Here is a 19801-nt window from a genome sequence, read left to right as displayed (position 1 = left end):
CTTCACCATCTGTGCTGACCTCCACCCAGCACACAGCTTGAATCATGATCCGCCTCCCCGCGGAATCTTCGATTCAATCTAGGGCCAACGCGCTCTAGGGCGGGGGCCGGTTCCCGGCGTTGTCGCTTCCGCGGAGATCAATGCAACCTGAAGTTCGTCGATTGTCGTTCACCAAACTAGGGTATATTTTCTCCCTTTCAGGCTCCGGGGGGAGAAATGAGCACGACTATCAACGCAGGACTGAGCGCTGACGCACAGGCCTTGATGGCTTTTCAAACGGGAAAGAAGTCCGCAGGGGCGGCTTACCTTCTTTGGTTTTTTCTCGGTGGAGTAGGGGCGCACCGCTTTTACATGGGCCTCACCGGTTCTGCGATCGGTCAGCTTGTGCTCAGCGTCCTTGGGTGGGCAACGATCTGGTTCGGCATCGGATTCCTCTTCCTTGCCGCCCTTGGCATCTGGTTGCTGATCGACCTCTTCACCCTTGCTGGAAAAGTTAAGACGCACAACATGATGCTAATGGCGAAACTGAGCGGCGGTTCGTCAGCGCTTGGAGTAATGGCAGCGAATTGATCTTGTGCGATATTCGCGATCCCGATCTCCTATTTTGCCGCGGCGACGTGACACCGTCGAGCGCAACGAAAAACGCCCGGCGGTGAGGCCGGGCGTCTTCGTTCGGAATCAGAGGCCTCGTCGGCCTACTTGATCTTGCCTTCCTTGAACTCGACGTGCTTGCGCACGATCGGGTCGTACTTCTTCAGCACCATCTTGTCGGTCTTGGTGCGGGCGTTCTTCTTGGTGACGTAGAAGAAGCCGGTGTCCGCCGAGGAATTCAGGCGGATCTTGATGGAGGCGGGCTTCGCCATGGTGCGGGTCCCTTAAGATTGCGGGGCCAAGCGGGGTCGCACCGCCGGCGGTGTTCAGGAGGCGCGGAAAATACGAATCCGCGCCCGGAAGTCAACCTGCCTCTCCCGCCGTGGGAGGGCGGAAGCGTTCAGAGGCTCACCGGCCGCATGCCCCCTTCGCGATCCTTGTAGCGCAGGAAGGGCTTGGGACGGGTGGGGTCGTCCATGCGCAGGACGGCCTCGCGGATCATCATGCGGGTGACGGCGGGCAGGGGCAGGCCCTGGGCGTCGTCGAAGTCGACCCAGGCGATCTCCTCCAGTTCGCCGCAGTCGGCCTGGCGGTCCAGGCTGGTGAGGCGCTCGGCGTCGGCCATCAGGAACCAGGTGTCGAACCGCTTGCCCACCGCCGGCGGGGTGATGGCGCGGGCGATCACGTCCATGGCGTCGAGGTCGGCCAGGACGCCCTGGTCGACGAAGTCCTTCCAGGGGCCGCGGCCGCGCGCCTCGCCTGGCCGGGCCAGCAGGAGGCCGGCCTCCTCCCAGGTCTCGCGGACGGCGGCCAGGGCCAGGGCCCGGCCCTTACCGGCGGGCAGGTAGCGGTCGAACAGGCCGCCCACGTCGGTCCGCAGGTCGGTGGCGTAGGGGGCGCGATAGTCGGCCCGGTCGATCCTCCCGCCGGGGAACACCCAGCGGTCGGGCATGAAGCTGTGGCCGCCGTGTCGCTTGCCCATGAGGACGCGCGGCTTGGGTCCGTCGCGCCGGATGATCATCACCGTGGCGGCGTTCTTGGGGCGCACGGCCCGCTGGCCGGGCACGCGGGGCGGGCCTTCGGGCTTGTGGACGATGGGGGCGTCGGTCGGCATGAAACAATTGTATGACCCGCCGCACGGGGCTGGGAAGCCTGCCGTGGCGGAAGGATCGTCGCAGCCTTCGCGCGAGCGGGGTTCCGTCTTGGAACCACAGAAGGGCACAGAAAACACGGAAGGAAGACCGGGCGCTTTCTGTGCGCTTCCGTGTCTTCTGTGGTTTTCGAATCGGGAGGCGCCGCTTCGCGGCCGTTAGCGCTTCTTGCCGCCCATCTTCTTCTTGCGGCCGGTGCGGATACCCGGCGGACGACCAGAAGGGGGGCGGCGGTCGCCGCGGCCGCGGACGCCGAGGCGGGGGAGGGGCATGGAGCGGTCGGGCGGGGCCGGGTCGCTCAGCATGTCGAACAGCAGGCCGCCGGTGATGGGCGTGGCCTCGGCCAGGCGGACCTGGACCGTCATGCCCAGGGGCCAGCGGGCGCCCGACCGCTCGCCCACCAGCGCGTGGGTCCGCTCGTCGTGGACGAAGAACTCGCCGCCCAGTCGCGAGACGGGAACCAGGCCGTCGGCGCCCGTCTCGGCCAGGCGCACGAAGAGGCCGAAGCGGGTGACGCCGGTGATCCGGCCCGCGAACTCGGCGCCCACCCGGTCGGCCAGGAAGGCGGCCACGTAGCGGTCGGTGGCGTCGCGCTCGGCCGCCATGGCGCGCCGCTCGGCGAAGGTGATGATCTCGGCCGTGCCCGCCATCTGCGAGATGTCGAACTGCGAGAGGCCGTCGTCGCCGAAGCCGAGCGCCGTCACCAGCGCCCGGTGGACGATCAGGTCGGCGTAGCGGCGGATCGGCGAGGTGAAGTGGGCGTATTTCGCCAGATTCAGCCCGTAGTGGCCGATATTGTCGGTGGAGTAGTGGGCCTGCATCTGGGTGCGCAGGACCACCTCGTTGACGATGTCGGCGTGCGGCCCGCCGCGGGTCTCGTCCAGCAGGCGGTTGAAGCGCTCGGTGCGGGGCGCCTCGCCCTTGGCCCAGGGCAGGCCCAGGGTGTCCAGCAGGTCGGCCAGGGCCTGGATCTTCTCGCGGCTGGGCTGGTCGTGGATGCGGTAGATCAGCGGGGTCTTCTTCTGCTCCAGCGTCTCGGCGGCGCAGACGTTGGCCTGGATCATGAACTCCTCGATGAGCTTCATGGCGTCCAGCGTCGCGCGGGGGGTGATCGCGGCGATCTCGCCCTCGCGGGTCATGGCGATGCGCCGCTCGGCGCTCTCGATGGCCAGGGGCGAGCGGGCGTCGCGGCCCGTCTTCAGGCAGGCGTAGGCCGCCCACAGCGGCTTCAGGACCGGTTCCAGCAGCGGCGCGGTTTTGTCGTCGGTCTGGCCGTCGATGGCCGCCTGGGCCTGTTCGTAGCTGAGCTTGGCCGCCGAGCGCATCAGGCCGCGGACGAACCGGTGGCCGCGCTTCCTGCCGTCGGCGCCGAACACCATGCGGACGGCCAGGGTGGCGCGGTTCTCGCCCTCGCGCAGGCTGCACAGGCCGTTGGACAGGCGTTCGGGCAACATGGGCTCGACCCGGTCGGGGAAGTAGACGCTGTTGCCCTTGTCGCGGGCGATGCGGTCCAGCTCCGAGCCCGGCCGGACGTAGGCGGCCACGTCGGCGATGGCCACCCAGCAGACCCAGCCGCCGGGGTTCTTCGGATCGTCGTCGGGGTGGGCGTAGACGGCGTCGTCGTGGTCGCGCGCGTCCTGGGGGTCGATGGTGATGAGGGGGACGTCGCGCAGGTCTTCCCGGCCCGACAGGGTCGGCGGCTGGGCGGCCTCGGCCTCGGCTTCGGCGGCGTCCGAGAAGCCGATGGGGATCCCGTGGGCGTGGATGGCGATGAGCGAATAGGCGCGCGGTTCGTCCTCGCGGCCCACCACCTCCAGCAGCTTGCCGCGCTTTGGTCCGTAGCGGGGACCGTGCGGCTCGACCTGGGCCAGCACGAGGTCGCCGTCCCGGACGTCCTCGCCCTCGGGCAGGAGCAGGGTGTCCTTCGAGCGGCGGTCGACGGGCTCGACCCGCACCTCGCGCCGCGCCTTGCGGACCACGCCCAGGATGCGGTGCGCGCTCTGGCCCAGGCGCTTGATCAGCCGCGCCTCGGTCTCGCCGTTCTCGAGGGGGACGAAGCGGACCAGCACACGGTCGCCCAGGCCGGGCGCCGGCCCCTTCACGTCGCCGCCGGGGGCCAGGGGGACCAGGGGGGCGTCCTCGCCGCGCGTCAGCCGCACCAGAAGCTCGCCGTCGGCGTCGCGCTCGACCACGTCGGCCACGCCCACCTCGGGCAGGGCGCCGGCCTCGGCCAGCCCCCGGCGGCCGCGCTTGCCCAGCGCGCCCTCGGCCTGGAGGGTCTGGAGCTGGGCGCGAAGCTGGCGGCGGTCCTCGCCCTTCAGCCCGAACGCGCGGGCGATGGCGGCCTTGTCGGTCTCGCCGCTCTCGCGGATGAACTTCAGCAGGGTCTCGCGGTCGGGCAGGCCTTTCGCAAAGCGGGTCGACTTCGGCATCTTGGAGCGGGCCATCCGGCGTGCTTAGCACCGTTTTGGGAGGAACGCAGATGCTCACCGGAACGCACCGCTTTCCAAGGCAGGACCAGATCGTCTACGGGCGCCCGGCGGCGGAGGTGGTGCGCGAACTGGCGGGCGCCTGGGGCTGCACGCGCCTGTTCCTCACCACGACGCGCTCGCTGGCCGACGGGGCGGCGGCGCGATTCGCGGCGGAGCTGGGCGGGCTCTGCGTCGGGGTCTTCGCCGACATCGGCGCGCATTCCCCGCGCGAGGGCGTGATCGGCGGGGCCGACGCCGCGCGGGCGGCGGGCGCCGACCTGCTGGTGGCGCTGGGCGGCGGCTCGGTGATCGACGCCACCAAGGTGATGCAGCTCTGCCTGTGGGCGGGCCTGACCGAGGCGGGCCAGCTCGACGCCTATCGCGCCGGACGGGGTGCGGACCGTATCGATGTGGCGAAGGTGGCGCCCGGCGTCCGCATGATCGCCGTGCCCACGACGCTGTCGGCCGCCGAGTTCACCCCGTTCGCCGGCGTCAGCGATCCGGCCCGGCGCGTGAAGGAGGGCTACACCCACCCGATGCTGGCCCCACGCGCGGTGGTGCTGGACCCTGCGATGACGCTGGACACCCCGCCGCGGCTCTGGGCCTCGACCGGCATGAAGGCGGTGGACCACGCCGTCGAGCAGCTCCGCCACCCGCAGCGCGCGCCATATGCGGACGCCCTGGCCATCGACGGGCTGAAGCGGCTGGCGGCCGGCCTCGCGGCGACGCAGGCCGACCCGCGCGACCTGGCGGCCCGGCTGGAATGCCAGTTCGGCATGTGGCTGGCGATCAGCGGCGTCGGATCGGGGCGTGGGATGGGACCAAGCCACGCCATCGGCCACACCCTGGGCGGCGGCTACGGCGTGCCGCACGGGATCACCTCGTGCGTGATCCTGCCGGCGGTGCTGGCGTGGACGGGGGCCAGCGGCCCGGACGGCGCCGTCGCCGAGGCCCTGGGCGGCGGGGATGCGGCGGGAGCCGTCCGCGATCTCGTCCGGCGGCTGGACCTGCCGTCCGACCTGAGGAGCGTGGGCGTGACGCGCGGCGACTTCCAGGCCATCGCCGAGCACACGATGCACGACGGTGGGGTCCGCAACAGCCCGCGCCCGATCTCGGGGCCGGCCGACATCGTGGAGATCCTCGAGATCGCGGCCGGCTGATGCTGCTGAAGGTCGCCCAACTGGAGGCCGTTCGCCGCGGCGAGGTCAGCCTGGTCTTCCGCCGCTGGAAGCGGCCGTCCGTGAAGACCGGCGGCACGCTGAACACCGCCGTGGGCCAGCTCGCCATCGACGAGGTGGCCGAGGTCGATCCGGCCGGGATCACCGACGCCGAGGCCCTGGCGGCCGGTGCGGCGTCGGCGGATGGGCTGCGGGCGAGTCTGGCGGGCGAGGGGACGGCGTATCGTGTCCGGGTGCGGTATGTGGGCGCCGACCCGCGGGACGCCCTGCGCCGGGACCTGGACCTCACGGGCGTGCTGGAGCGGCTGGGGCGGCTGGACGCCCGCGGCGCCTGGACGGCCCGGGTCCTCGAACTGATCGCCCGGCATCCCGGGCGCCGCGCCGGCGACCTCGCCGGGATGCTCGGGATGGAGACGGCGCCCTTCAAGCTGAACGTCCGCAAGCTGAAGGCGCTGGGCCTGACCGAGAGCCTGGAGGTCGGCTACCGCCTTTCGCCGAGGGGTGAGGCGGTGAGGAAGGCGATGATGTCGCGGTAGGCGGCGCGATCCTGGAGCATGAACAGGTGGCCGCCCTCGTACCAGCGCAGCTCGGCGCCGGGGATGCGGGCGGCCATCTTCTCCTGGGTGGCGGGCAGGGCGATCCCGTCGTGGCGGCCGGCGGCGATCAGGGTGGGGCAGGCGATTTGCGGCAGGCGGTCCCAGGTGTCGTGGTCCGCGCGGGCTTCGAGCTGGCGGTGCGCGCCCGCGGCGCGGCCGGGCTCGTCGCCGATCGGGTCGGCGGCGGTCAGTTCGACCAGCCGGGCGTGCTCGTCCGGATGCGCGGCGGCCCAGGCGGCGTCGCGGCGGACGTCGCTGATCGGGATCATGTGGCGGGCGCGGGCCTCGCCTTTCAGGTGCTCGATCTCGTGGAACGGGAAGGACGCCCCGCCGGCCCCGCCGGGCGAGGTGCAGGCCAGGACCAGGCGCTTCACCCGCGCCGGATGCCGCAGAGCCAGTTCCTGGGCCACCATGCCGCCGAACGAGACGCCGACCACCAGGGCCTGGTCCCAGCCGACATGGGCCATGAGCGCCGCGGCGTCGTCGGCGTAGTCGGCCATGGTGTAACGCACGTCGGGCTTGTCGCTGCGTCCCAGGCCCCGCTGGTCGTAGGCCAGAAGGTCGAACGCCTTGGCCAGCGGCGAGGCGAACACGTTCGGCTGCACCCGCAGGTCGCCGCCGGTGCCCGAGATGAACAGCAGCGGCGGGCCGTCGCCGGCGCGTTCGAAATAGAGGGTCAGGCTGTCGAGGGGGGCGTAGGGCATGGGGGGCAGGGTAGGCATCCTGGCGTCGACGTCGAGAGCTTCCACCGCAGCCGGCAAGCGGACGGACTGAAGGTCAGAGATGGGTGGGGTGGGGACATCAGAGCGGTGTCAACGCGCCAGACCAAGCTTGAGCGGATCTCGCCGGCAGGCTTAGGTAGAGAGGAGTTGGACAGAGCCGGTCTGTCCACCTGCCGGATCGCGGCTTGACAACAATTTCTGATCCAGCCGTCCGGGGTAGCGGACTGATCACCGGGGCATTTCCAAGCCCGGACGGCGACGTGCTGGCAATAGCGAGTGAGTTCTCGCTTCTTGTGAATCCGCGTTCGAGGGCCTGCTACGCAGGTCAAACGCTTCGCTACAGGGTCGCCCTCTATAGGCGCGGCGAGGCCGTGCCTTTCGCCGCTTTTGATCGGCTCCGGTTCAACATCAACGACGTGGCCTTTCACCCAACTGAACCGGTCGTTGCGATTGCGACCGGCAGCTACGACGGGGGGTATTTCTTCGAGGGCGATCTCGTTCTGTGGAACTGGATTGACGACTTGCACGCTCGGCCAGTCGCGCAGATTCCCGAGGTGGTGCGCTGTCGCTTTGACGAGTCAGGCGGGGCCGTCGAGTCCCTCGTCCGACCATGGGACGAGGAATGGGAAGGGCTACCGGAGCCTCGTGAGGATACGGCGTTCGATAGCCTGTTCCCGGTTCGGATTTCCTACTCGGGAGCAGCCTTCGCCGGAACGGATTCCGTCGAGATCGAGCTAACGCCGGGCACCCGGCTCGAACGTGCTCAAGCAGTTGCCCATGGGTTCGCCGAGATCGCCACCGCCAACGCTGACGAGGCGGAATCGCGCGCGTTGTCGTGGCTGAGCCTCCCTCATCAAAAGTTGAGGCACGCCATTCGGGACGTGGGCTGGCTGGATGACCAACATCTCGCCGTCGTCCATGACGGATGTCTGCTGGAAATCTTCGACATGACGGGAGATCGGACGGGCGCGTTCTACGGCGAGGGCTACGGCGCGGAGATTCTAAAATCGACTCCCCCGTGCGTTCACATCGTTGAGCCGCCTCCGCTGGCAGACCGCTATTCGCCGCAGCGAGGTGTCGCCAAACTGTGCGCGATCTCCAACGGGGAGCTAACGGAGGTCGGCTCATTTGAGGGGGAGTATACCTTCTCATCTTCCCCGAGCGGCCTTGTCCTTGGGCGGTTGAACCGCATCCCGGCTGGCAACTCGACCAAGGATGTGTTGCTCGACTTGGCGGGAAGCGGAGAGGCCAAGAAGATTGATCTTGGGCACTACGATTGCTTCAACCACTACATCGGGATCGACGGGGCGCCCTACCTCTTCTTCCTCCAAGGAACTCCGCAATCCTCGCACGAGGACAAGCGGTTGTGCGTAGTTCAGCCGACCGGCGACGTGCGGACGCAGTGGCCGCTGTTGGCCGCTGACGGGACGAATGCAAGCCATGCCATGGAGTGCTGCGGCTGCTTTGTGGGCGACGGCGCGGGCGAGGGCGTTGTCGTCAGCGGCAGGCACTATGAGCCCAACCCTTCAAGGCCAGTCGCAGCGTTCATCTATCGCAAGGCGTTGGGCGCGGATCGGGAGTTGTGGCGACACCAGACCGATGCATGCGCGAGTGCCGTCGCGTTTGTGCCCGACGAAGGATTGATCGCGGCGGCGTTCCTTGACGGAACGCTCATGCTGTTGCGCGCCGCTGACGGCCACATCCTGTTCGCGGGCAAGGCTCGGGTTGATGGTGTCCGCACGATCATCTTCTGCATGGATGCCAGCGGGGATCGTCTCGCGCTCGGCACGGTCGATGGCCGGATCGCAGTCGTTGGTGTCGGCGAGCTCTTGAAGGGCCTGCAGGCCGATGGGTGGTTTGATCTCGCTTAACGCGGTTGCCCCATGGGCATCCGACGCGCGGTTCGGGCAGGGGCCGCGAACCGGACCATCTCCAAGTCAACAACGGGTCGATTGTGGACATTGATCCACGCACCTCCTCGCTCCAGGCGAAGCGAGATGGGTGCAGAACCATCGGCTGCCGCTCGCGGTTCAGCCAGAAGGCGCCGCAGGATGGGTGATGGCTGGACCGTCTTGTCCGCGAAGGGCTCGGCGTCTCCTCTCTCCCTACCCTCTTCCCTCTACGCTGCGCCGGGGGGGGAGAGGGGGCGACATCGTCTAGCGTGGAGCTGGGCCTAAAACGGCGTCTCGTCGTCGGTGATGTCGCCGGCGGAGGTGGCCGCCTTCTTCGCAGCGGGCTTCTTGGCCGCCGTCTTCTTGCCCGTGGCCTTCTTGGTGGGCGCCTTCTTCGCGGTGGCCTTGGCGGGCTTCTTGGCCTTCTTGCCGCCGCCCTTGGCCTCGCGTTCGGCGATCAGCGCCACGGCCTGTTCCAGCGTCACCTCCAGCGGGTCGGCGCCGCGGGGGACATTGGCGTTGGTCGCGCCGTGCTTGATGTAGGGGCCGTAGCGCCCGGAGAGCACGCGGACGGGCTGGCCGTCGACGGGGTGCGCGCCCAGCTCCTTCAGGGCCGCGGCCTCGGCGCCGCCGCGGCGGCCGGCCCGCTTGGTGGCGATCAGGTCCACGGCGCGGTTGACGCCCACCTCGAACACCTCGTCCACGTTCGGCAGGTTGGCGTAGGTGCCCTCGTGCAGCACGAAGGGCCCGAAGCGGCCGATGCCGGCCAGGATCGGCTTGCCGTCCTCGGGATGCAGGCCCACCTCGCGCGGCAGCCGGAGCAGGCGCAGGGCCTTCTCCAGGTCCATGTCGGGGGCGCTCCAGCCCTTGGGCAGGCTGGCCCGCTTGGGCTTCTCGGCCTCGCCGAGCTGGACGTAGGGGCCGAAGCGGCCCGACTTCAGGAAGACCGTCTCGCCGGTGACGGGATCGACGCCCAGCTCGCGGTCGCCCTCGGCCTGGGCCGCCTCGGCGTCGGGGCTTCCGAACGGGCGGGTGTAGCGGCACTCGGGATAGTTGGAGCAGCCGACGAACGCGCCCGTGCGGCTGGGCTTGAGGCTGAGGCGGCCGTCGCCGCACTTGGGGCAGGCGCGGGGGTCCGAGCCGTCGGGCCGGGGCGGGAACAGGTAGGGGCTGAGCGTCTCGTCCAGCGCGTCGATGACCTCGCGCGTGCCCAGCCCGCCCATCTCGCCGATCTTGGCGTTGAAGTCGGTCCAGAAGTCGCGGAGCAGGACCTTCCAGTCGAGGTCGCCGGCCGACACCAGGTCGAGCTGGTTCTCGAGGTCGGCGGTGAAGTCGTATTCGACGTACTTGCCGAAGAACTTCTCCAGGAAGATCGAGACGATGCGGCCCTGGTCCTCGGGGATGAACCGCTGCTTCTCCATGCGGACGTAGGACCGGTCGCGCAGGCGTTCCAGGATCGAGGCGTAGGTCGACGGCCGCCCGATGCCCAGCTCCTCCATCTTCTTGACCAGGCTGGCCTCGGAGTAGCGCGGCGGCGGCTCGGTGAAGTGCTGGTCGGCCTTGACGCTGCGCACGCTGGCGGCGGCGCCCTCGGCGACCTGGGGCAGGCGGCCGGTCTCCTCGTCGCCGCCCTCGCCGGACGCGGGGTCGTCGCGGCCCTCCTCGTAGACGGCGAGGTAGCCCGGGAAGGTCACGACGCGGCCGCTGGCGCGCAGGCCGGTCCGGCCGTCGGCGCTGTCGAGGTTGACGATCGTGTCCTCGATCCGCGCGGCCTCCATCTGGGAGGCGATCATCCGCTTCCAGATCAGCTCGTACAGACGCCCGAGATCGCCTTCCAGGCGCAGCCGGCCGGGGTTGCGGGCCAGGCTGGTGGGCCGGATCGCCTCGTGCGCTTCCTGGGCGTTCTTGGCCTTGGTCGAGTAGAGCCGCGGCTTCTCGGGCACATACTCCTTGCCGTACAGGCCGCCGATGACGCCGCGGGCCTCGTCCAGCGCCTCGGGGGCGGTCTGCACGCCGTCGGTCCGCATGTAGGTGATCAGGCCGACCGTCTCGCCGCCGATGTCGACGCCTTCGTACAGCTTCTGGGCGGCCATCATGGTGCGCTGGGCGTTGAAGCCCAGCTTGCGGGAGGCTTCCTGCTGGAGCGTCGAGGTGGTGAAGGGCGGGGGCGGCGAGCGGCGTCCCGGCTTCCGCTCGACGCTGGAGACCTTGAAGGTGGCGGCCTGCACGGCGTCGCGGGCGGCGAACGCGGCGGCTTCGTCGGCGAGGTCGAACTTGGTGAGGCGCTTGCCCTCATGCACCACGAGCCGGGCGGCGAAGGGATCGGCGCCGGCGGCGACCTGGGCCTCGACCGTCCAGTATTCCTGGGTCCTGAACCGCTCGATCTCGAGTTCGCGGTCCACGATGATGCGGAGGGCGACCGACTGCACCCGGCCGGCCGACTTGGCGCCCGGCAGCTTGCGCCACAGCACCGGCGACAGGGTGAAGCCCACGAGGTAATCCAGCGCGCGGCGGGCGAGGTAGGCCTCGACCAGCTCCATGTCGATGTCGCGCGGGTTGGCCATCGCCTCGGTGACGGCGTTCTTGGTGATCGCGTTGAAGACCACGCGCTGGACGCTCGCGCCCTTCAGAGCGCGCTTGCGCTGGAGCACTTCCAGCACGTGCCACGAGATGGCCTCGCCCTCGCGGTCGGGGTCGGTGGCCAGGATCAGGCGATCGGCGCCCTTGGTGGCCTCGGCGATCTCGGACAGCCGCTTGGCCGCCTTGGCGTCGACCTCCCACGACATGTCGAAGTCGTCGTCGGGACGGACCGAGCCATCCTTCGGCGGCAGATCGCGGACATGGCCGTACGAGGCGAGAACCTTGTAGTCCGAGCCCAGGTACTTGTTGATGGTCTTGGCCTTGGCCGGGCTCTCGACGATGACGACGTTCATCTAGGCGCGCTGTTCCCAAAAGAGCGCGGAAAGTGGGGGCGGCCGATACGGCCTGTCAACGGCGCGGATCGCGACAGGGGCGCAGAGCCCCTTAGGGGCTCCTTTCTTCGGCCGTCGGATCGTCACCCCTTCACCACCATTCCGCCGGGCAGGAGCTCGGCGCGGCCGGCCAGCGCCAGTTCGGTGAGGGCCGCGAACACGGCGGCGGGCGGCGCGGCGGCGGCGCGCACGAGTTCGTCTCTCGAGACGGGCGTCGGCGACAGCAGCTCGGCGAGTCGCCCGAGCAGCGCGTCGTCGGGTTCGGCCGGCGCGGGGCGGTACCGCGGCGCCTCGGGCTCGCGGAGGTCGCCCAGGCCCTCCAGCGCCCGGAGAACGTCCTCGACGCCCTCGCAGAGCGCCGCGCCCTGGCGGATGAGGTCGTTGCAGCCCTTGGCCCGCGGGTCCAGCGGCGAGCCGGGGACCGCCAGGACCTCGCGCCCCTGTTCGTTGGCCAGGCGGGCGGTGATGAGCGAGCCGGACCGGACCTCGGCCTCGACGACCACGACGGCGCGCGACAGGCCGGCGATGATGCGGTTGCGGCGGGGGAAGTCGCGCGCCACGGCCGTCCGACCGGGTTCGTTCTCCGACACCACGCAGCCCTGTTCGACGATCCGCTCGTAGAGGGGCCGGTGCTCGGGCGGGTAGACGTCGTCCACGCCCCCGCCCAGGACGGCGACCGTCCCGGTCGGCAGCGCGCCTTCGTGCGCGGCGGCGTCGATGCCGCGGGCCATCCCCGAGACGACGACGCTGCCCGCCTGGCCCAGGTCGGCGGCGAGGCCGCGGGCGAACCGCTGGCCGGCGGCCGAGGCGACGCGCGCGCCCACCACGGCGACGGTCCTGCGGTCGAGCAGGCGCGGGTCTCCGCGCACCCAGATGAGCGGCGGCGGCGGGTCGAGCGCCGCGAGGGCCTGGGGAAAGTCGGGTTCGCACGAGGCGATCAGCCGGGCGCCCAGGGCCGCGCCCGCCGCCAGCTCGCGGTCGGCCGCGGCTTCGCCGGCCGGCCTGAGCGGCGTCGCCCGTCCGGCGCGGCGGGCCAGGTCGGGGAGGGCGGCCAGCGCCAGCGAGGCCTCGCCGAACCGGCCGACGAGCTGGTCGAAGGCGACCGGGCCCACGTTCTCGGTCCGCGCCAGCCGCAGCCAGTCGCGTCGCTGGGCGTCGGAGAGCGCGCGGATCACTCGCCGGTCGTCTCACCGGACGTGGCGGCGGACTTCTTGCCGATCCTCGGCTCCTGTCCCTTGAGGAGGCGGCGGATGTTTTCGGCGTGACGGATGTAGACCAGCAGCGCCATGAACAGGGCGAGCAGCGCGATCGCGTTGGGGCGGCCCAGCGCCAGCGCCAGCACGGGCGCCACCGCCACCGCCACCAGCGCCGCCAGGGAGGAAATCCGGAACAGGAAGGCGACGATCAGCCACGTGGCGCCGGCGGCCACGCCGATGGGCCAGGCCGCCGCCAGCAGGGTGCCGAAGAAGGTCGCTACGCCCTTGCCGCCCTTGAAGCCGAGCCACACCGGGAAGAGGTGGCCGAGGAACGCCGCCCCGCCGGCGAGCGCCGTGAGCAGCGCCTGCTGTTCGGTCGTGCCGTTCCGTGTGGCCAGCCACGCCAGGAACACCGCCACCGCACCCTTGCCGCCATCGCCCAGCAGGGTGACGAGGGCGAGGTCGCGGCGGCCCGTGCGCAGCACGTTCGTGGCCCCGATGTTGCCCGAGCCGATCGCGCGCAGGTCGCCCGCGCCGCCGAGCCGGGTCGCGATCATCCCGAACGGGATCGATCCCAACAGATAGCCGCCGACCAAGGCGGCGCCGATCATGGTCGGGCTGAGAATCTGGGTCATCAACGCTCCCTCGCTGCGTCACTCCTAGCGCGGACGGCGGGCGCCGTCAGCGGGTGGCGATCGCCGGCGGGCGAACAGTAGCGCTCGATCGTCATGTTTGGAACAAAAACCGAACGATCATGTCCGGAGTCGATGGGGTGGAGCGTCGATATCTACTTATCCGCGTGATAATACTGAAGATTTCTCAAGGTTGATTTCGCAATCCCAGCGCGTGCGGCGTCCGATCCGCAGGCGCCAGGGAGCGGCGGACATAAAGATTTATCTTGTTTGGATTTTTTCGTTATCCGGACGTTAGCTTTCCCCGTGAAAATCATCTCTGCGTTGTGCGGAAATTCAAGGGTCGACCTTGCCGGTCGGACTCGCTGCAGGGGACAGAGATGGGTTTTCTAAGCACGTCGAAGAAGAAGCCGGCCGACGATTACGTCCGGGGCCTGGAAGGCATGGTGGCGGCGATCGAGCGGTCTCAGGCCGTGATCGAATTCGAGCTGGACGGCACGATCGTGCGCGCCAACGAGAACTTCCTGAGCACGGTGGGCTATACAGAGTCCGAGGTCGTGGGGCGCAAGCATGCGATGTTCGTCGATCCGGCCGAAGCCGGCAGCGAGGCCTATCAGGCGTTTTGGCGGACGCTGAACCGGGGGGAATTCGTCGCCACGAAGTTCCGGCGCCTCGGGAAGGGCGGGCGCGAAATCTGGATCCAAGCGTCCTACAACCCGATCCTCGACCCGGCGGGCAAGCCGGTGCGCGTGGTCAAGTTCGCCACCGACATCACCGCCACCGAGCATGAGCGTGCGCAGGCCGAAGTCGAGCGCGCCGCGGCGATCGAAGCCGAACAGGAGAAGGTGGTCACCCACGTGGGCGCCGGGTTGAAGCGGCTCTCCGACGGCGATCTGACCGCCAGGATCAGCGACGACCTGGACGGCGCGTACGCCAGGGTCCGGGACGATTTCAACAGCGCCGTGGACGCCCTGCGCGGGGTCGTCCAGTCGGTGATGGAGGCCACCGGGTCCTTGCGCAGCGGTTCGGACGAGATCTCGTCGGCTTCCGACGACCTGTCGCGGCGCACCGAGCAGCAGGCCGCCAGCCTCGAGGAGACGGCTGCGGCCCTGGATGAGATCACGGCGACGGTCAAGCGCAGCGCCGAGGGGGCCAAGCAGGCGTCGGACGTCGCCTCGGGGGCCCGCGGCGAGGCCGAGCGCTCCGGCGAGGTGGTGCGCGAAGCGGTCGCCGCCATGCACGACATCCAGCAGAGTTCGGTGAAGATCAGCCAGATCATCGGGGTGATCGACGAGATCGCCTTCCAGACCAACCTGCTGGCCCTGAACGCGGGCGTCGAGGCCGCGCGGGCCGGCGAAGCCGGGAAGGGCTTTGCGGTCGTCGCCTCGGAGGTGCGCTCGCTGGCCCAGCGCTCGGCCGAGGCGGCCAAGGAGATCAAGTCGCTGATCTCGGCCTCGACCCAGCAGGTCGACCGGGGCGTCGGACTGGTCGGGGACACCGGCAAGGCGCTGGGGGCGATCGTCGAGCGCGTCGCCGAGATCGACAGCCTGGTCTCGGAGATCTCGGTGTCTTCCCAGGAGCAGTCCACCGGGCTCAGCCAGGTGAACACGGCCGTCAACCAGATGGATCAGGTCACCCAGCAGAACGCGGCGATGGTCGAGGAGGCCACCGCGGCCGCCGCCCAGTTGCGGCAGGAGGCGAGCAACCTGGCCCAGCTGATGGGACGTTTCGACGTGGGCGGCGAGACGGCCGCCCCGGTCGTGGCCCCCGTCGCGACCCTGGCGCCCGTCCGGGATGTGTCTGGAGCCCGTTCGCCGGCCCGAACCCCGGCGGTTCCGGCGGGCGCGCCCGCGGTCCAGCAGCGGCTGCGGGCCGCGGTCAACGAGAGCTGGAGCGAGTTCTGATCCGTCCGTAGGCGGGCCGCCTCCGGTGGAAGGTCAGGGTGCGTAGACCGTCCGGCCGTCCACCAGGGTGCGCAGCACCTTGCCCTGCAGGCGCCGACCGTCGAACGGCGAGTTCTTCGACTTCGAGACCAGCTTGTCGGCGTCGACGACCACCGGCGCGTCGAGATCGCAGAGCACGAGGTCGGCGGGCGCGCCCTTGGCGATCCGCCCGCAGGGCAGGCCCAGCAGCCTGGCCGGCGCCGCCGTAACCGCGCGGATCAGATCGATCAGCGGGATGCGGCCCTCGTGGTGGAAGGCCAGGAGGGCGGGCAGCAGGGTCTGCAGGCCCACGGCGCCCGGCGCAGCCTCGTCGTAGGGCAGGCGCTTGTCCTCGGCCGGGGCGGGCGCATGCGCCGACACGATCACCTGGATCAGGCCCGAGGCGACGGCGTCGATCACCGCCTGACGGTCGTCTTCCGAGCGCAGAGGCGGGTCCAGCTTGCAGAAGGTGCGGTAGTCGCCGATGTCGATCTCGTTGAACGACAGGTGGTTGATCGAGGTGGTGGCCGTCACCGGCAGGCCGCGGTCCAGCCCGCGTTTCAGCGTCTCCAGCGCGCCGGCGGTGGTGATCTGGTCCACGATGAACGGCGCGCCGGTCAGCTCGACCAGGGCCAGGTCGCGCTCCAGCATGATCCGTTCGGCCACCGCGGGGACCGAGGGCAGGCCCATGCGGGCGGCGAACTCGCCCTCGCTGGCCGCGGCGCCGGCCGAGAGCCAGGGGTCGGAGGGGCGGTGGGCCACGGGGGTCCCGAACGCCTTGGCGTAGCTCAGCACGCGGCGCAGGACCTTCGAATCAACGATCGGCCTGTCGGCGTCGGTCACATAGAGACAGCCGGCCTCGTGCATCAGGCCGATCTCGGCCATCCGCTCGCCCTGGCAGCCCTTGGTGGCTGCGCCGGCGGGATAGACGTTGACCAGCTCGATGTCGCGCGCCCGGCGCAGCACGAAGTCCACCACGGCCGGCTCGTCCATCACCGGATGGGTGTCGGGTTGCAGGACCATGGTGGTGACGCCGCCCGCCGCGGCGGCCTGGGCGGCGGATTTCAGCGTTTCCTTGGGCTCGAAGCCGGGCTCGCCGGTCTTCACCCGGATGTCCACCAGCCCGGGGATCAGCAGCGCGCCGCCCGCGTCGATCACCTCGGTGTCGCTTGTCAGGCCGGCCGGCCCCGGCTGTCGCAGCACGTCCGCGATGACGCCCTCGGCGACGATGACCGCGCCCGGGCCGTCGTAGCCCGAGGCCGGATCGACCACGCGGGCGTTGAGGATGGCCAGGGGGCGGCTCAACGCGCGTTCTCCAGGCGCGCGGCCAGCGAGGTGAGCACGGCCATGCGCGCGGCCACGCCCATCTCGACCTGGTCCTGGATCAGGCTGACGGAAAGGTCGTCCGCCACTTCGGAATCGATCTCGACGCCGCGGTTCATGGGGCCGGGGTGCATGACCCGGACGTGGGCCGCGGCGTGCGCCAGCTTCTCGCGGTCCAGGCCGTAGAAGCGGAAATACTCGCGCTGCGAGGGCGCCATCACCCCGTCCATCCGCTCGAGCTGGAGCCGCAGCATCATCACCACGTCGCAGCCGGCGATGCCCTTGCGCAGGTCGTGGAAGACCTCGACGTTCCAGCGGTCGGCCGCCGCGGGGATGAGGGTGGGTGGGCCGACCAGCCGGACGTGCGCGCCCAGCATCTGGAGCATGGCGATGTTCGACCGGGCCACGCGGCTGTGCATGACGTCGCCGCAGATCGCCACGCGCAGGCCCGCGATGTGGCCGAAGGCGCGGCGCATCGAGAGCGCGTCCAGCAGCGCCTGGGTCGGATGCTCGTGCTGGCCGTCGCCGGCGTTGACCACCGAGCAGCCCACCTTCTGCGACAGGAGCGACGCCGCGCCCGACGAGGCGTGGCGCACCACCAGGAGGTCGGGCTGCATGGCGTTCAGCGTCACGGCGGTGTCGATCAGGGTCTCGCCCTTGGAGATCGACGAACTGCGCGGGCTCATGTTGACCACGTCGGCGCCCAGCCGCTTTCCGGCCAGCTCGAACGAACTCTGCGTTCGTGTGGAATTCTCGAAGAACAGGTTCATCAGCGTCCTGCCCTTCAGCAGGTCGAGCTTCTTCGAGGTCTGGCGGTTGAGGCTGACGAAGCCGTCGGCGAGGTCCAGGAGGCTAGCCACCTCGACCTCGTTCAGGTCGGTCGCCGACAGGAAATGTCGCCTGGGGAAGGAGAAGGTCCGGCTCAGGACCTCGTTCAGACCAGGGGGGGCGCCGCTCATTAAAGCGCCCCTTTAGGTGACCCGGCGGCGCATGGGAAGCCGGCGGCGGCGGTGAGTCCCAATTTCCTGTGGGCGGCTTGTTCCGAGGCGGCGCTTCGGTAGGCCGGCGCGATCGCGCGGGCGGGTTCAGGCGTTCCGCAGGCGGTCGAGCGCGCCCTGGAGGATCCAGGCGGCGGCGGCCTTGTCCACCACCTCGGCCCGACGGGCGCGGCTGACGTCGGCCTCGCCGATCAGCATGCGGTTCACCGCCATCGTCGACATCCGCTCGTCCCAGAAGGCGATCGGCAGGTCGCGCAGGCGCAGGAGGTTGCGCGCGAAGGCCCGGTTGGACTGGCAGCGCGGCCCCTCGCTCCCGTCCATGTTCACCGGAAGGCCGATGACGATCCCGGTCGCGCCGCGGCTCTCCATCAGCCGGAAGAGGGCGGCGACGTCGTCGGTGAACTTCGTCTTGCGGATCGTCTCCAGCGGGCTGGCGATCATGCGGGTGGCGTCCGAGACGGCGACGCCGATGGTCTTCTCGCCCAGGTCCAGGCCCACCAGCGGGGTGCGCGGCGGCGCCTGGCCGGACAGTTCGGGGAGGTCGTGGATCGCCATCCGCGCCTCCTAGCACGTCGGGCGCCGCGCGCAGGCGCTCCATCTCCAGTCTTGGAAGTTCAGGGCGGGCTCTTCAGGGGAGGGCGGCGACGCCGAAGGCGATGGGGTGGACCCAGATCAGGGCCGCCCAGGCCGCAACCGCCAGCGCAATCCGCCACCAGCCGATCTCGCCCAGGCTGAGCTTCTGGCGACCTTCCAGGACGGCGGCGAAGGGAACATTGGAGGTCTGGGCGGCGAAACCGTCCCAGGTCTCGCCCAGGGCGCGACGGCGCTTGGCGTCGATGCTGGCGGTCCCGAACAGGGCCAGCAGCAGCATGGAGCCGAACAGGACGAGGGACGCCCGGTCGCCGTTGACGATCAGATGGCCGAACGCCCAGATCGCCACGCCCCACAGGAACGGGTGACGGCTGATCCGCAGCATGCCCTTCACGGCGTCGGGCCGCCCGAGGACGCCTTCCTGCCTGACGCTGGTGGGATTGGGCGTGGTCAGGCCGGGCACGATCAGCAGCAGCGCCAGGAGCTGGAGACCGAGCTGCACCTGGCGCGAGGCGTCGCCGACGGTCCACCAGGCGGTGTTCCAGGGCTCGGCCCGCGCCTGCCCGAACGCCCAGCCGAGCCAGGCGAGGCCGGCGACCGACGCGAGGGAGAACAGGCCCATGTAGGCGCCTTCGCCGATCTTGGCGACGATGGCGTTCCGCAGCGGCGTGCCCGACACCAGCAGGTGGAGCAGCACGAAGAAAACGGCGGCGGCGAGCAAGTGGGTCATGCCAGGAACTCCGCTTTCATTTACGGCGTCAAATTATGACGTCGGCCGCAAATCGTCCAGTTCGTCGTCGGGCTCGTCCCCGGGCTCGTCCCCGGGCTCTTCGACGTCGAACGGCGGGGGCTCGTCGAACAGCGGCGCGGCAGGGGCGGCCCTTTGCGGGGTCCGAGGTCGCGCATCGGGCGCCGGATGGGGCGTCGGGGCGACGCCTGCGGGCGATGGCGAGGGCCTTGTCGGCGAACGCCGGAACAGCGCCTCGACCCGGGCCATCCACCCGTTGGCTAGCCGGATGGCCTCGTCGGGGGCCAGGCGACGGCGGCGGCCGACGTCCTCGGGACGCCAGAGGTCGAGTTCGAACTCGGGATAGGCCGGGTCGTCGAACACGAAGCGCAGGCGCACGCGCTCCTGAGGCTCGTCCATCGCGTCCAGGCCTCGCCGCGGTTCGCCGCGAAAGGCGCGGGCGGCGATCTTCCGGTCGAGGATGAGTTCGACGCCGACCAACTCTTCGAAGCGGTAGACCAGCCGCCAGCCGCCCCGGTCCCAGGCCACGGCGATTCGCCCGGAGGCCAGGTCGATCCCCACCCCCGCGCCGCGCCCGCGCGCGATCAGGACGGGGTCGGGTTCGGCGCCCAGGCCGGCGCGAAGGGTGGCGCGGACGCGCCGAACCTCGTCCAGCGACCAGGCGACGGCGCCGCCGGCGAGGGTCAGCGCCCCGCCGACGAGCGCGAGCAGCGTCAGGAGCCGGGCGGCCTCGTCCATGAGCCCAGGCTACGCCGTTCCGCGAGTCGCCGGAACGGCCGCCGACCGACGCACGGCGCTCGCGCTTCGGGACGAAGGCC

Annotated in this window: 17 protein-coding genes; 5 read left to right on the top strand and 12 right to left on the bottom strand. The window is 70.3% G+C overall.

The genetic code is table 11. From position 1 onward, the window contains the following. Positions 1 to 216 precede the first annotated feature (216 nt). Positions 217 to 570, top strand: a complete 354-nt coding sequence (locus tag ABS78_RS13995; protein ID WP_293380244.1) for a TM2 domain-containing protein — start codon at positions 217 to 219, stop codon at positions 568 to 570. Positions 571 to 695: 125 nt separating this feature from the next. On the opposite strand, the gene rpmG is transcribed toward ABS78_RS13995, so the two are convergent. The 3 genes from rpmG to rnr form a co-directional block, all read right to left on the bottom strand. Beyond that, a complete protein-coding gene (rpmG, locus tag ABS78_RS13990; protein ID WP_293380241.1) occupies positions 696 to 863 on the bottom strand; it encodes a 50S ribosomal protein L33 in 168 nt (55 codons plus the stop codon). A gap of 128 nt (positions 864 to 991) precedes the next feature. After that, entirely contained in the window at positions 992 to 1705 is a 714-nt protein-coding gene (locus ABS78_RS13985) for an NUDIX hydrolase (protein ID WP_293380238.1), read from the bottom strand. Positions 1706 to 1900: 195 nt separating this feature from the next. Then, a complete protein-coding gene (gene rnr, locus ABS78_RS13980) occupies positions 1901 to 4189 on the bottom strand; it encodes a ribonuclease R (protein WP_293380235.1) in 2289 nt (762 codons plus the stop codon). 35 nt (positions 4190 to 4224) lie between these two features. On the opposite strand from rnr, the gene ABS78_RS13975 reads away from it, so the two are divergent. Both ABS78_RS13975 and ABS78_RS13970 read left to right on the top strand, forming a co-directional pair. Next, on the top strand, positions 4225 to 5373 hold the full coding sequence (locus ABS78_RS13975) for an iron-containing alcohol dehydrogenase (RefSeq protein ID WP_293380231.1): 1149 nt from the start codon (positions 4225 to 4227) through the stop codon (positions 5371 to 5373). Then, complete coding sequence (locus ABS78_RS13970) at positions 5373 to 5927, top strand: hypothetical protein (RefSeq protein ID WP_293380228.1); 555 nt, start codon at positions 5373 to 5375, stop codon at positions 5925 to 5927. Before ABS78_RS13975 ends, ABS78_RS13970 begins: the two co-directional genes overlap by 1 nt. Here the strand turns inward: ABS78_RS13970 and ABS78_RS13965 are convergent. After that, the gene (locus ABS78_RS13965; protein WP_293380225.1) at positions 5873 to 6709 is read right to left on the bottom strand and encodes an alpha/beta fold hydrolase; all 837 of its coding nucleotides are present in this window, start codon (positions 6707 to 6709) and stop codon (positions 5873 to 5875) included. The two genes, ABS78_RS13970 and ABS78_RS13965, sit on opposite strands and share 55 nt — an antisense overlap. Before the next feature lie 371 nt (positions 6710 to 7080). Here ABS78_RS13965 and ABS78_RS13960 point away from each other — a divergent pair, with 371 nt between their 5' ends. After that, positions 7081 to 8580, top strand: a complete 1500-nt coding sequence (locus ABS78_RS13960; RefSeq protein WP_293380222.1) for a hypothetical protein — start codon at positions 7081 to 7083, stop codon at positions 8578 to 8580. Between the two features lie 302 nt (positions 8581 to 8882). Here ABS78_RS13960 and topA read toward each other — a convergent pair whose 3' ends face one another. From topA to plsY, 3 genes are all read right to left on the bottom strand, one after another. Further along, complete coding sequence (gene topA / locus ABS78_RS13955; RefSeq protein ID WP_293380219.1) at positions 8883 to 11534, bottom strand: type I DNA topoisomerase; 2652 nt, start codon at positions 11532 to 11534, stop codon at positions 8883 to 8885. A 122-nt stretch (positions 11535 to 11656) separates the two neighbouring features. Next, a complete protein-coding gene (gene dprA / locus ABS78_RS13950) occupies positions 11657 to 12748 on the bottom strand; it encodes a DNA-processing protein DprA (RefSeq protein ID WP_293380216.1) in 1092 nt (363 codons plus the stop codon). Beyond that, on the bottom strand, positions 12745 to 13404 hold the full coding sequence (gene plsY, locus ABS78_RS13945) for a glycerol-3-phosphate 1-O-acyltransferase PlsY (protein WP_293380213.1): 660 nt from the start codon (positions 13402 to 13404) through the stop codon (positions 12745 to 12747). The genes dprA and plsY overlap by 4 nt, the downstream gene beginning before the upstream one ends. Before the next feature lie 377 nt (positions 13405 to 13781). Between plsY and ABS78_RS13940 the strand changes: the two genes are divergently transcribed. Next, the gene (locus ABS78_RS13940) at positions 13782 to 15305 is read left to right on the top strand and encodes a PAS domain-containing methyl-accepting chemotaxis protein (RefSeq protein WP_293380210.1); all 1524 of its coding nucleotides are present in this window, start codon (positions 13782 to 13784) and stop codon (positions 15303 to 15305) included. A gap of 33 nt (positions 15306 to 15338) precedes the next feature. On the opposite strand, the gene pyrC is transcribed toward ABS78_RS13940, so the two are convergent. From pyrC to ABS78_RS13915, 5 genes are all read right to left on the bottom strand, one after another. Next, entirely contained in the window at positions 15339 to 16628 is a 1290-nt protein-coding gene (gene pyrC / locus ABS78_RS13935; protein WP_293380207.1) for a dihydroorotase, read from the bottom strand. Beyond that, a complete protein-coding gene (locus tag ABS78_RS13930) occupies positions 16625 to 17605 on the bottom strand; it encodes an aspartate carbamoyltransferase catalytic subunit (RefSeq protein WP_293380204.1) in 981 nt (326 codons plus the stop codon). The genes pyrC and ABS78_RS13930 overlap by 4 nt, the downstream gene beginning before the upstream one ends. 126 nt (positions 17606 to 17731) lie before the next feature. Further along, positions 17732 to 18199, bottom strand: coding sequence for a Holliday junction resolvase RuvX (gene ruvX, locus ABS78_RS13925; RefSeq protein WP_293380201.1), 468 nt, complete (start codon positions 18197 to 18199; stop codon positions 17732 to 17734). A 73-nt stretch (positions 18200 to 18272) separates the two neighbouring features. After that, entirely contained in the window at positions 18273 to 18965 is a 693-nt protein-coding gene (locus ABS78_RS13920) for an NnrU family protein (protein ID WP_293380198.1), read from the bottom strand. Between the two features lie 33 nt (positions 18966 to 18998). Next, a complete protein-coding gene (locus ABS78_RS13915) occupies positions 18999 to 19721 on the bottom strand; it encodes a hypothetical protein (RefSeq protein WP_293380195.1) in 723 nt (240 codons plus the stop codon). Between the last annotated feature and the right edge of the window lie 80 nt (positions 19722 to 19801).

Origin of the sequence: Phenylobacterium sp. SCN 70-31, assembly GCF_001724605.1 — a bacterium.
Lineage (GTDB): Bacteria > Pseudomonadota > Alphaproteobacteria > Caulobacterales > Caulobacteraceae > Phenylobacterium.
This window is presented reverse-complemented; position numbering and strand designations above follow the sequence as displayed.